10 protein-coding genes are annotated in these 11,770 nt (G+C 67.8%); 5 read left to right on the forward strand and 5 right to left on the reverse strand.

What is annotated here, in order from left to right; genetic code table 11:
• Positions 1–4 precede the first annotated feature (4 nt).
• Together CWC60_RS07555 and CWC60_RS07560 are read left to right on the forward strand one after the other, a co-directional pair.
• Positions 5–2,158 carry a CHASE2 domain-containing protein gene (locus CWC60_RS07555; RefSeq protein ID WP_109793368.1) on the forward strand — a complete coding sequence of 718 codons (2,154 nt, stop codon included), beginning with the start codon at positions 5–7 and terminating at the stop codon, positions 2,156–2,158.
• A gap of 68 nt (positions 2,159–2,226) precedes the next feature.
• Complete coding sequence (locus CWC60_RS07560; RefSeq protein WP_109793369.1) at positions 2,227–3,240, forward strand: NADP-dependent oxidoreductase; 1,014 nt, start codon at positions 2,227–2,229, stop codon at positions 3,238–3,240.
• A 162-nt stretch (positions 3,241–3,402) separates the two neighbouring features.
• Here the strand turns inward: CWC60_RS07560 and CWC60_RS07565 are convergent, their stop codons facing one another.
• From CWC60_RS07565 to CWC60_RS07585, 5 genes are all read right to left on the reverse strand, one after another.
• On the reverse strand, positions 3,403–4,830 hold the full coding sequence (locus CWC60_RS07565) for an aldehyde dehydrogenase family protein (protein ID WP_109793370.1): 1,428 nt from the start codon (positions 4,828–4,830) through the stop codon (positions 3,403–3,405).
• A 176-nt stretch (positions 4,831–5,006) separates the two neighbouring features.
• Positions 5,007–5,558, reverse strand: a complete 552-nt coding sequence (locus CWC60_RS23870) for a 2OG-Fe(II) oxygenase (protein WP_206419813.1) — start codon at positions 5,556–5,558, stop codon at positions 5,007–5,009.
• A 137-nt stretch (positions 5,559–5,695) separates the two neighbouring features.
• A complete protein-coding gene (gene phbB, locus CWC60_RS07575; RefSeq protein WP_109793371.1) occupies positions 5,696–6,418 on the reverse strand; it encodes an acetoacetyl-CoA reductase in 723 nt (240 codons plus the stop codon).
• 106 nt (positions 6,419–6,524) lie between these two features.
• Positions 6,525–7,700, reverse strand: coding sequence for an acetyl-CoA C-acetyltransferase (locus tag CWC60_RS07580; protein WP_109793372.1), 1,176 nt, complete (start codon positions 7,698–7,700; stop codon positions 6,525–6,527).
• A 174-nt stretch (positions 7,701–7,874) separates the two neighbouring features.
• Positions 7,875–9,038: an alpha/beta fold hydrolase gene (locus CWC60_RS07585; RefSeq protein WP_206419814.1), complete on the reverse strand. Its 1,164-nt coding sequence runs from the start codon at positions 9,036–9,038 to the stop codon at positions 7,875–7,877.
• Between the two features lie 28 nt (positions 9,039–9,066).
• On the opposite strand from CWC60_RS07585, the gene CWC60_RS23535 reads away from it, so the two are divergent.
• The 3 genes from CWC60_RS23535 (at position 9,067) to CWC60_RS07595 (ending at position 11,713) form a co-directional block, all read left to right on the forward strand.
• Positions 9,067–9,402: a hypothetical protein gene (locus tag CWC60_RS23535; protein ID WP_164516394.1), complete on the forward strand. Its 336-nt coding sequence runs from the start codon at positions 9,067–9,069 to the stop codon at positions 9,400–9,402.
• Positions 9,383–9,979, forward strand: a complete 597-nt coding sequence (phaR, locus tag CWC60_RS07590; protein ID WP_109793429.1) for a polyhydroxyalkanoate synthesis repressor PhaR — start codon at positions 9,383–9,385, stop codon at positions 9,977–9,979. The genes CWC60_RS23535 and phaR overlap by 20 nt, the downstream gene beginning before the upstream one ends.
• Positions 9,980–10,093: 114 nt before the next feature.
• Positions 10,094–11,713 (forward strand): FumA C-terminus/TtdB family hydratase beta subunit, encoded by a 1,620-nt coding sequence (locus CWC60_RS07595; RefSeq protein WP_109793374.1) that lies wholly within the window; start codon positions 10,094–10,096, stop codon positions 11,711–11,713.
• Positions 11,714–11,770: the final 57 nt, after the last annotated feature.

Consider the following 11,770-nt stretch of genomic DNA (forward strand, 5'->3'; position numbering starts at 1 on the left):
CGGGATGGCCGCAAGGAGCAACGATCCTGGCGGCGACGCTGCCGAACTGGCCGCCGAGCTGGGCCCGGCGCAGCGGGTCGTGACCCTCTGGCGTGGCCGCGCGCTCGGCCTTGCGCTCCTTGTACTCAACCTCCTGATCTACGCGTTCCTCGTCACCGACGATGCGGCGCCACGGCGCTTCCTGTTCGATTTCTACCAGTTCATGGACCCGCGCGAGCCGGTCTCCGCCCTGCCGGCGATCGTCGCCATCGACGAGAAGTCCATTGCCGAACACGGGCAGTGGCCCTGGCCGCGCATCAAGGTGGCCGAACTGATCGACCGGATCGGCGCGGCGGGCGCGCTGGTGATCGGCGTCGACATCCTGTTTCTGGAGCCGGACCGGCAATCGCCGGCGCGGGCGATCCCGGCGCCGCAGGCCCTGCAGCCGGCCGTGCGGGAGTTCCTGGCGACCCTGCCCGACTATGACGAAACGCTGGTCGAAGCCATCGCCCGCAACCCTGTGGTACTGGCGCTGGCGGGCACGCGGCGGGGGGAGGGGCTGAACGGCCCGCCCCGCGTGCCGCCGATCGCCTTCGAGAATGCGGCCCTGCTGGAGCGGCTGCCGCGGTTCCCCGGCGCCGATCAGAGCATCGGGGCCATCAGCGCCGCGGCGCTGGGGCAGGGGCTGGTCAACCCGGTGGAGGATGTCGACGCCATCATCCGGCGCGTGCCGCTGGTCGCGAACGTGAACGGCCGGCCCGCCCCGGGCTTCGCCGCCGAGCTGCTGCGCGTCGCCCTGGGCGGCCGCATGCAGGTACGGGGCGATGCCGACGGGGTCGACGGCGTGATCATCGGCGACTGGTTCGTGCCGAGCCTGAAGGACGGGACGGTCTACGTACCCTTCTCGCCGCCCTATGCCGACCGCTATGTCTCGGCCCATGACGTGCTGACCGATCCTGCCGCCGCGGCCTCGCTGCAGGGCGCCATCGTGCTTGTCGGCCTGACCGGCCAGGGCCTGGTGGATTTCCCGACCTCGCCGCTGCGCGACCGGATGCCTGGCGTCGAGGTGCACGCCCAGTTGATCGAGGCCATCGATGAAGCCTATTCGATTTCCCGGCCCGACCGGGCGCGGATTGCCGAGGCGGCGCTGATCGTGTTGGTGGGCGGGCTGTTCATCTTCGCCGTGCCCAGGCTGCGCCCCGCCATCGGCGCGCCGGTCGTCGCAGCGACCCTGATGACGGTCCTTGCCGGCGGGGCCGTTCTCTACGCGACCACGCGCGTCCTGCTGGACCCGGTCGGCGCGGCGGTCACCGGCGTGGTCGTCGGCATCGCCATGCTGGTCTCCACGCTCACCCTCGCCAACGCCCATCGCCGCGTGCTCGGCGCCAGCCTGCAGCGCGAGCGCGAGGAACAGGCCCGGGTGCAGGGTCAGCTCCAGGCCGCCGGCGACATTCAGGCCAACCTGCTGCCCAGGGTCGAGGGCGAGCATCTCGACGACGTGAGATATTCGCTCTCCGCGATGCTGGAACCGGCCTGGAACGTGGGCGGCGACCTCTATGACTTCTTTCGCGTCGACCGGGACCACCTGTTCGTCGCCGTGGGCGACGTCTCCGGCAAGGGGCTGCCGGCGAGCCTGTTCATGGCCATTTCGAAATCCCTCTACAAGAGCGCGGTGCTCCGCGACAAGGGCACGATCGACGCCATCACATGCGCCGCCAACGCCGAGATCAGCCGGGAGAACCCGGACATGCTGTTCGTGACGCTGTTCGCGGGCGTCCTGGATCTGAATACCGGCGTCCTCCGGTTCTGCAATGCCGGCCACGACCCGCCCATGCTGTTGCGGCCCGGCTCGCCGGAGGTCAGCCAGCTCGAGGGCGGCGGCGGGCCACCGATCTGCGTCGTGGACGATTTCCCCTACATGGCCGCGGAAATTGCGCTGGAGCCGGGGCAGGTGGTTCTGCTGACCACGGATGGCATCGGCGAGGCTATGAACGAGGCGGGCGACCTGTTCGGGCAGGAGCGCCTGCTGGCCCTGCTGCGCGATCTGCCCGCTTGGGCCGACGCCGATGAGGTGAAGCGCCGTATCTACGAAGGCGTGAAGGCCCATGCCGGCGGTGCGGCGCCCTCCGACGACATCACCATCCTCGTGCTGCGCTGGGACGGCCCGCCGGCGGGCTGAGTCCCCGGCTTGCCGGCTCCGGCGCATCGGGGGCAAACTGCGCTCCGCTTTCGGAGGGGGAGAAGCCGATGCCGACCACGCGACAGATCGTGCTGAACAGCCGGCCGCAGGGCTGGGTGACGCCGGAGAATTTCGCCATGCGAGAAGCGGACACACCCGAACTGGCGCCGGGCGACGTGCTGGTCCGCCATCTCTACATGTCGGTCGATCCCTACATGCGCGGACTGATGAACGAGGGCGGGGTGGCCTACGCAGCCGGATTCCGGATCGGCGAGCCCCTGTTCGGCCGCGTCATCGGCCAGGTCGCGCAGAGCCGCAACGAGAAGTTCCGCGAAGGCGACTGCGTCTACGGCATGCTGGACTGGGCCGAGTGGTCGGTGGCGAAGGGCGGCGAGAGCCTGCGCGTCGTCGATCCCCACCTGGCGCCGCTGTCCTACTACCTCGGCACGCTGGGCTTTCCGGGGCTCACCGCCTATGTCGGGATGACGCTGATCGGCAAGCCGAAGGAGGGCGAGACGGTCTATGTCTCCGCCGCCTCCGGCGCCGTGGGGCAGGTCGCCGGCCAGCTCGCCCGGATCGCGGGCGCGCGGGTCGTCGGATCCGCCGGGACCGACGAAAAGGTCCGCTTCATCGTCGGCGAATGCGGCTTCCACGATGGCTTCAACTACCGGCTCTTCTCGATCGCCGAGGCGCTGCGCCTCTACTGCGGCGACGGCATCGACGTCAACTTCGAGAACGTGGGCGGGGCCAACCTGGAGGCCGTGCTGCAGGTCGCCAACGATTTCGCCCGCTTCGCCATGTGCGGCATGATCAGCCAGTACAACCTGACCGAGACCTATCACGTGCGGAACCTGAACGAGATCGTCTCCAAGCGCCTGCACGTCCAGGGCTTCGTCGTCCGCGACCATGCCCATCTGATCGAGCCGTTCATCGAGGAGACGGCCGATCACATCGCCCGGGGCCGCATGTCGGTCGCCGAGGACATCGTCACGGGGCTGGAGAATGCGCCGCAGGCCTTCATCGGCATGCTGCAGGGCGACAATCTGGGCAAGCGCGTGGTCCACATCGCCGACCGGTCATAGGGCGGGCTGCCCTTTCCGCAGGGCGTCCGTCGCTGCCCGGTTCATCCGGGCAGCCGCCTGGATTGCCCGGATGAGCCGGGCAATGACGTCATCGCCCCAAGGAAAAGGGCGTCCCGGCCGAAGCCGGAACGCCCTCATTCATTCGGCGATGCGGGGTTTCGGTCAGGCCGCGTTGTGGCCCTGGATCGCCTTGACCTCGAGATATTCCTCCAGGCCGAACTCACCCCATTCGCGGCCGTTGCCGGACTGCTTGTAGCCGCCGAAGGGCGCGAAGACGTCGACATTGGCGCCGTTCACCTGGATGGAGCCGGCGCGGATCCGCGCCGCGATCCGGTTGGCGTGCTCGGGCTCGCCGGAGACGTAGCCGGCAAGACCGTAGTCGGTGTCGTTGGCGATCGCCACCGCGTCGTCATCGTCCTTGTACCCCAGGATCGACAGCACCGGGCCGAAGATTTCCTCGCGGGCGATGGTCATGTCGTTGGTGACGTTGGTGAACACCGTCGGGCGGGCGTAGTAGCCCTTGTTGAGGTTCTCGGGACGGCCGGGGCCGCCGGCGGCGAGCGTCGCGCCTTCCTGCATGCCCTTCTCGATCAGGGCCTGCACCTTCTTCCACTGTACGTCCGAGGACAGCGGGCCCATGGTGGTGTTCTCGTCGGCCGGATCGCCGACACGCACCTTGGCCGCGGCGGCGGCGGCGATCTCGCCGGCCTCGTCCATGCGGTCCATCGGCACCAGCATGCGGGTCGGCGCGTTGCACGACTGGCCGGTATTGCCGAAGCAGCCCATGGCGCCGCCGAAGACCGCCTTCTGGAAGTCGGCGTCCTCCAGGATGATGTTGGCCGACTTGCCGCCCAGTTCCTGCGCCACGCGCTTGACCGTCGGCGCGGCGTTCTGCGCCACCGAGATGCCGGCGCGGGTGGAGCCGGTGAAGGAAACCATGTCGATGCCGGGGTGGCTCGACAGCGCCTCGCCGACGCCCGGTCCGTCGCCGTTGATCATGTTGTAGACGCCGGCCGGCACGCCCGCGGCGTCCAGGATCTCGGTGAAGATCACGCCGCTCATCGGCGCCACCTCGGAAGGCTTCAGGATCATGGTGCAGCCCGCCGCCAGCGCCGGCGCGACCTTGGCCGCGATCTGGTTGACCGGCCAGTTCCACGGCGTGATCAGGCCGCAGACGCCGATCGGCTCCTTGCATATGCGGGTGGAGCCGCGGTCCTCGTTGAACTCGTAGTTCTGCAGGATCTTGGAAATGGTCTTGAAGTGGCCGATGCCGGTGGCCGCCTGAACCTTTTCCGCCAGCGTTTTCGGCGCGCCCATCTCAAGGCGGATCGCCTCGGCCAGGTCGTTGTATCGCTTCTTGTATTCTTCGAGGATCTTCGCGATCAGCTCCAGTCGCTCTTCCTTGGTGGTCTGCGAATAGCTCTCGAAGGCGCGCCGCGCGGCCTTGACCGCCTTGTCGACGTCCTTGGCGCTGCCCAGCGAGATCCGCGCAAAGGCTTCCTCGGTCGCCGGGTTGATGACGTCCAGGGTCTTCGGCTCGACCGGGTCGACCCACTTGCCGTCGATGTAGAACTGCAGTTTCTCGATCATCGTTCTGTTCTCCTTGATCGGAAGGAGGACGCCCCTCCCCAGGGCCGGTCCCCGCCGGAATTCCGCCGCGCGCGACGCTTGCGCGCTGGATGGAGAATGTTTCACAGAAAGCGCCCGTCAAGGCAAGGGGAGGCGGCGTCGCGGCGACAACAGGCGTTGCCGGTTGCCCCCGACCCTCACCGGAACGCCGGGCCGTGGACCCAGGCCGTCATGGAATAGCGGGAACTCCGCGTCATCGGCGTGACCCGGTGTGGCGTGAAGCTGGGGAACAGCGTCGCCGCGCCGAGCTTCCGCGAGACGGATTTCGGGCGTCCGTCGGCGTTCAGTTCCAGGTCGCCGCCCGCATAGCTGTCGCCGTCGCTCAGCTGCACCACCAGCGTCAGCTTGCGCCGGATGGCGAACTGGCCATCGCCGATGTCGACGTGCCAGTCGAAATGGCCGCCATGGTCCGCATCGTACCAGGCGATCTGCATCTTCTCGTCGAACCCTGTCAGGTCGAAGCCGAAATGCGCCCGGTTCGCCCCGATGACCGTATCGACCAGCCGCTCGAATGCCCATGCCGCCTCGCCGTCCGAGTCCAGCCAGGCGGTGCGCGCGCGCCGGATGTTGTCGTTGATTCCGCCGCGCACCAGCCCGGCGTCGGCGAACAGCCGGCTCTCGACGACGCGGATGATTTCCCCGCATTCGCGCAGGTCGAAGACGTCGTGGATCTGGAGGGGCGTCAGCACGGTGCGGGTTCCCGAATGGATCGGCGTGCCTATACGCCTGTACCGGGAAAAGTGTTGGAAAATCGTAGCGTCACGAAAAGGGCCGCCGCCCGCTGCCGGACGACGGCCCCGTTCGGATTCCCGCTGACGCCGGCGCGTCAGTACATGTGCTGGCCGCCATTGATGGACATGGTCGAGCCGGTCACGAAGGCGGCGTCGTCGCCCACCAGGAACAGCACGCCACGGGCGATCTCGTTGGCCTGGCCCAGGCGGCCGACAGGGATCTTGGCAACGATCTTCTCCAGCACGTTGGCCGGCACGGCGGCCACCATATCGGTGTCGATATAGCCCGGCGCAATGGCGTTCACAGTGATGTTGAAGCGGGCGCCTTCCTGCGCCAGGGCCTTGGTAAAGCCGTGGATGCCGGACTTGGCGGCGGCGTAGTTCACCTGGCCGTACTGGCCGGCCTGGCCGTTGATGGAGCCGATGTTGACGATGCGGCCGAAGCCCCGCTCCTTCATGCCGGCGAAGCAGGCCTTGGCCATGTTGAAGCAGCCGCCCAGATTGGTGTCGACCACCGCCTGCCAGTCTTCGTGGCTCATGCGCATCAGCGTGCCGTCGCGGGTGATGCCGGCGTTGTTCACCAGCACGTCGATCGGGCCGAGGTCTTCGGCGATCTGGGCACAGGCCTGCTGGCAACCATCGTGGTCGGCGACGTCGAACTTGTAGGAGGCGATGCCGGTTTCCTCGGTGAACGCCTTGGCGCGCGCCTCGTTGCCGGCGTAGTTCGCCGCGACCTTGTAGCCCGCGTCGCGAAGGGTTTCGGAGATGGCGCGCCCTATGCCGCGGGTGCCGCCGGTGACGATTGCCACTCGTGCCATGATCGTTTCCTCTGGGGAGTTTCTTTTCTGGGGAGGTTGGGGGAGGGTGCCGTTGCGGCGGTCCCGCCCGGCCGCAGCCGGGCGGGTGGGGAGCCCGCCGCGCGGCCTAGTAGCGCTCGACGCACATGGCGATGCCCATGCCGCCGCCGATGCACAGCGTCGCGAGGCCCTTCTTGGCGTCGCGCTTTTGCATTTCGAACAGCAGCGTGTTCAGCACCCGCGCGCCCGACGCGCCGATGGGATGGCCGATGGCGATGGCGCCGCCATTGACATTCAGCTTCTCGGGATCGAAGCCGAGGTCCTTGCCGACGGCGCAGGCCTGGGCGGCGAAGGCCTCGTTGGCCTCGATCAGGTCCAGGTCGTCGACCGTCCAGCCGGCCTTTTCCAGCGCACGGCGCGTGGCCGGGATCGGCCCGACGCCCATGATCGCCGGATCGACGCCGGCCTGGGCCCAGGAGACGATACGAGCCAGCGGCTCGATGCCGCGGCGGTTCGCCTCCTCCTCGGTCATCATCAGCACCGCGGCGGCGCCGTCATTGATGCCCGACGCGTTGCCGGCGGTCACCGAGCCGTCCTTGGTGAAGGCCGGGCGCAGCTTCTGCAGGCTCTCGAGCGTCGCGCCGTGGCGGATGTATTCGTCGTCCTCGACCACGGTCTCGCCCTTCCGGCCCTTCACGGTGACCGGCACGATCTCGTCCCTGAAGCGGCCGGCCTTCTGGGCGGCCTCGGCCCGCTGCTGGGAGCGCAGTGCGAACTCGTCCTGCGTCTCGCGGGTGATCTGCCACTTCTCGGCGACATTCTCGGCGGTGTTGCCCATGTGGTAGCCGTTGAAGGCGTCCCACAGGCCGTCCTTCAGCATGGTGTCGACGAACTTCAGGTCGCCCATTTTCTGGCCGTTGCGCAGATAGGCCGCGTGCGGCGCCTGGGACATGCTCTCCTGACCGCCCGCCACGACGACCGAACTGTCGCCGTTCTTGATCGCCTGCCAGCCCAGCGCGACCGTGCGCAGGCCGGAGCCGCACAGCATGTTGACGCCCCAGGCAGGGCTTTCCTGCGGCACGCCGGCGTTGATGGAGGCCTGGCGGGCCGGGTTCTGGCCCTGACCGGCGGACAGGATCTGGCCCATGATGACTTCCGACACTTCGGCCGGATCGACGGCGGCGCGATCCAGCACGCCCTTGATCGCGGTGGTGCCCAGGTCGTGCGCGGGCACCGAGCCGAAGGCGCCGTTGAAGGAACCCACCGGCGTGCGCGCGGCGGATGCTATTACGATTTCGGTCATTGGTTTCCTCCCGGGATCGGAACGTCCGAGCGACGCCAAACCGCGGCAGGCGATTTTGCATCGCAGCAATCTTGATATTGCGCTGCCGCGATGATGCGCTTCCGCGACGTCACAGTAAACAGGCCCCTGATTTGTGCTTCAATGTGTCGCGAAGAATGCTGCGTTGCAGCAAAATCATTCCACCGCCGCCAGCCAACGCTCCAGCGGCCGCCAGAGGGTGGTTTCCGCATGGCGTCCCACGACCATGCCGATATGGCCGGCGGGCAGCCGGAGCGTGGTTGCGCCGGGCAGCAGCGCCGCCAGAGCGGCGGCCGAGGCCGGCGGCACGATGCGGTCCTTTTCCGGGATCGCGACGAAGGCCGGGGCGGCGATGCGCGCCGGGTCGATGACAACGCCGTCGATCAGCCAGTGGCCGGTGGCGGCGCGGTTCTGCCCGAACCAGCCGTTCAGGGTTTCCTCGGCGACGCGGGCGGTCAGGGGCACGCCGTCGTTCAGCCAGTCTTCCAGGGCGACGAAGCGGCGGGCTTCGGGGCTGTCCATGTCCAGCCGGCTGAAGGCCTCGAACTTGCGCTGCGCCAGGTTGGGATCCAGGGCGGCGAAGAAGCTCTGCAGCAGATCCACGGGCATCTCGCCGAAGGCTTCCAGCACCGGCCGCCAGAAACCGACCGATCCGGCGTAGACCTTCGCCTGCGGCGACAGGCTGGCGTGGAAATCCCAGGGCGCGGCCAGCAGGCCGAGCGCGGAAACCCGGTCCGGGTAGAGCTGGGCCGCGGCCGCCGACAGCGTGCCCCCCATGCAGTAGCCCACAAGCGGCGCGGGTCCCCCGGCCATCTCCGCAACATGCGCCAGGGCGTCGGCCAGCGGCCCGGTGACATAGTCGGCGGTGCCGTAGCCGCGCACCGGGCCTGCCGGCGCGCCCCAGTCCATCAGCATCGGCCGCACCCGGCCTCGGCCGGCGAGCCAGCGCATCAGGCTGGCGCCCTCGTCCAGGTCCAGCACATGGGCCCGGTTGACCAGCGAGGGCGCAAACAGCACCGGACGGCCGCCGCCGCCGAAGTCGAGCAGCCGCGCCGGTCCCTGTTCCCAGGCGGCCGGCGGCTCGGTCACGCGGCGTGCATAGCCGTGGCCCTGGTAGAGTTCGATCCCCCGCAGCGTGGCCGACAGGCGCTCCTGGACCTGTTCCATGACTGCCAGAGTCAGGTCCGTCTCATCGCTTTCGGCGATCTCCGCCGTCAGGGCTTCGGCTTCGGCGGCGAGCGCCGGATGCCACCGGATCAGCCCCCGCCGCGCCAGCGGCAGGGCCGCCGCCGCCCCGGTCAGCGACATCGCTGCCGACATCAGGTGCAGGCCGAGAGGCCTCGGCGAGATGCGGCGGATCGCCGGCGGCTGGGTTGTCGTCTCCGGGGGTGTCATTACTCAGCCGTTCGATCCATTCCCGCGCGGCCCGGCCGATGACGGGTTCGGCGTTCATCTGCGCGAGCTGTTCCTGCCAGAGCCGGATGAAGCGGACGGCCAGGCGGTCGATGGCGGGCCTTTCGCCAATGCTCATGACGGCACTCTAGTCCGGGCACAGGGTGCGGCCAAGCCGCCCCATCGACTGTGCAGTGCGCAAACTTCTTGCGCGTTGCAGCAATTGGGCGCGATAGTGAAGTTTCATGCAGAACTTGTTTCCGCGGGGTTTCATGGCCAAAAGCGAGCGTAAAGACGACGGTCCGGTGACGATCAAGAAGTACGCGAACCGGCGTCTCTACAACACGTCCACCTCGTCCTATGTCACGCTCGACCATCTCGCGGAGATGGTGCGCGACGATGTGGATTTCCTCGTCTACGACGCCAAGTCCGGCGAAGACATCACCCGTTCGGTGCTCGCCCAGATCATCTTCGAGGCCGAGGGCAAGGGACAGAGCGTGCTGCCGGTCAACTTCCTGCGTCAGCTCATCAGCTTCTACGGCGACAGCCTGCAGAACGTGCTGCCCGGCTATCTGGAGATGTCGATGGAAGCCTTCGCCCGCAATCGCGAGCAGATGAAGGACCAGTTCGGCGGCGCGCTGGAAATGCCGATCAAGCAGTTCGAGGAAGCGGCGCGGCGCAACATGGAACTCTACGAACAGACGATGGCGATGTTCAATCCGTTCGCGGGCGTCACGCGCGGGGCCGGGAAGTCCTCCAGCGCCGAGGAGTCGGGGGACGCCGGCGAGGACGACATCGGTCGGCTCAAGGGCCAGCTCGACGAAATGCAGCGTCAGCTCGACCAGCTCATCAAGACCCGCAAGGACTGAGGCCCCGCCGGCAAGCCCGCAGGGACATCTGGGGGGCTGCCACGGGCGGTCTTTTGTGGTCTTCTAGGGCCGGGACCGGTGGCCGTCCGCGACGGCCGATCGAGGGGGATCGTCATGACCGAATATCAGCCGCTGTTTCCGCTGGGCGCGGACACCGCCGAATACCGCAAGCTCGACGTCGACGGGGTGAAGACCGAAACCCTCGGCGGCCGCAGCTTCACCGTGATCGAACCGCATGCGATCAGCCATCTGGCGGAGACCGCCTTCGCCGACATCAGCCATCTGTTCCGCAAGGCGCACCTGGAGCAGCTGCGCTCCATTCTGGATGATCCCGAGGCGTCGGCGAACGACCGGTTCGTCGCCCTGGAGCTGCTGAAGAACGCCAACATCTCGGCCGCGATGGAGTATCCCTCGTGCCAGGACACGGGCACGGCGATCATCTCCGGCAAGAAGGGCCAGTACGTGCTGGTGGAGGGCGACGATGGCGCCGCGCTCTCCGAGGGCGTGCAGCGCACCTGGGCCAGCCGCAACCTGCGCTACAGCCAGATGGCGCCGCTGTCGATGTTCGAGGAGAAGAATACCGGCTCCAACCTGCCGGCCCAGATCGACATCGAGGCGGTGGGCGGCGACGCCTACAAGTTCCTGTTCGTCGCCAAGGGCGGCGGTTCGGCCAACAAGACCTTCCTCTTTCAGCAGACGCGGCGCGTGCTCGATCCGGAGCGGCTGATGGTGTTCTTCGCGGAAGAACTGCCCAAGCTCGGCACCGCCGCCTGCCCGCCCTATCACCTGGCGATCGTCATCGGCGGCATGTCGGCGGAGCAGACCCTGAAGACCGTCAAGATGGCCTCGACCAAGTACTATGACGAACTGCCGACCGAAGGGTCGATGTCCGGTCACGCCTTCCGCGACATCGGCCTGGAGCAGGAGATCCACAAGCTGACCCAGAATCTGGGCATCGGTGCGCAGTTCGGCGGCAAGTATTTCTGCCACGACGTCCGCGTCATCCGCCTGCCGCGGCACGGCGCCTCGCTGCCCATCGGTATCGGCGTGTCCTGTTCGGCCGACCGTCAGGCCAAGGCCAAGATCACCGGCGAAGGCGTGTTCATGGAGGCTCTGGTGCGCGACCCCTCCGTCTATCTGCCGGAGAAGGAGATCGACATGGGCGACGCCGTCAGCATCGATCTCAACCTGCCCATGAACGAGATCCGTTCGATCCTGACCCGGTTGCCGGTCGAGACGCCGGTGCTGCTGTCGGGCACCATGATCGTGGCGCGCGACATCGTCCATGCCGAGCTGTCGAAGCGCGTTGCCCAGGGGGGCGAACTGCCCGACTACATCAAGAATCATCCGGTCTACTACGCCGGTCCGGCGAAGACTCCGGAAGGCCGCGCCTCCGGCGCCTTCGGTCCGACCACGGCCGCGCGCATGGATCCCTATGTGGCCGAGTTCCAGGCGCTGGGGGGCTCCATGGTCTCCATCGCCAAGGGCAACCGCTCCAAGCAGGTGGTCAATTCCTGCAAGCAGCATGGCGGCTTCTATCTCGGCTCCATCGGCGGCGCCGCTGCGCGTGTCGGCCAGGACGAGATCACCAATGTCGAGGTGCTCGATTTCGAGGAACTGGGCATGGAAGCGGTCTGGAAGATCGACGTGCAGAACTTCCCGGCCTTCGTCGTGATCGACGACAAGGGCAACGATTTCTTCGACTTCAACCGCAAGCGCGAGTCCGACGCCTGAACCGGGCACGCTGACCGCCGCACGCGCGGCATCGGGCCATCGCCGTCTCGGTCGCCG

Source organism: Minwuia thermotolerans, from assembly GCF_002924445.1.
GTDB classification, from domain to species: domain Bacteria; phylum Pseudomonadota; class Alphaproteobacteria; order Minwuiales; family Minwuiaceae; genus Minwuia; species Minwuia thermotolerans.

Coding starts and splice junctions, on each gene's coding strand:
- CWC60_RS07585 (WP_206419814.1), bottom strand. CDS start 9,038: ATGTCGGCAGCGATGTCGCTGACCGGGGCGGCGGCGGCCCTGCCGCTG.
- CWC60_RS07580 (WP_109793372.1), bottom strand. CDS start 7,700: ATGACCGAAATCGTAATAGCATCCGCCGCGCGCACGCCGGTGGGTTCC.
- phbB (WP_109793371.1), bottom strand. CDS start 6,418: ATGGCACGAGTGGCAATCGTCACCGGCGGCACCCGCGGCATAGGGCGC.
- phaR (WP_109793429.1), top strand. CDS start 9,383: ATGGCCAAAAGCGAGCGTAAAGACGACGGTCCGGTGACGATCAAGAAG.
- CWC60_RS07560 (WP_109793369.1), top strand. CDS start 2,227: ATGCCGACCACGCGACAGATCGTGCTGAACAGCCGGCCGCAGGGCTGG.
- CWC60_RS07595 (WP_109793374.1), top strand. CDS start 10,094: ATGACCGAATATCAGCCGCTGTTTCCGCTGGGCGCGGACACCGCCGAA.
- CWC60_RS07555 (WP_109793368.1), top strand. CDS start 5: ATGGCCGCAAGGAGCAACGATCCTGGCGGCGACGCTGCCGAACTGGCC.
- CWC60_RS23535 (WP_164516394.1), top strand. CDS start 9,067: ATGCGGCGGATCGCCGGCGGCTGGGTTGTCGTCTCCGGGGGTGTCATT.
- CWC60_RS07565 (WP_109793370.1), bottom strand. CDS start 4,830: ATGATCGAGAAACTGCAGTTCTACATCGACGGCAAGTGGGTCGACCCG.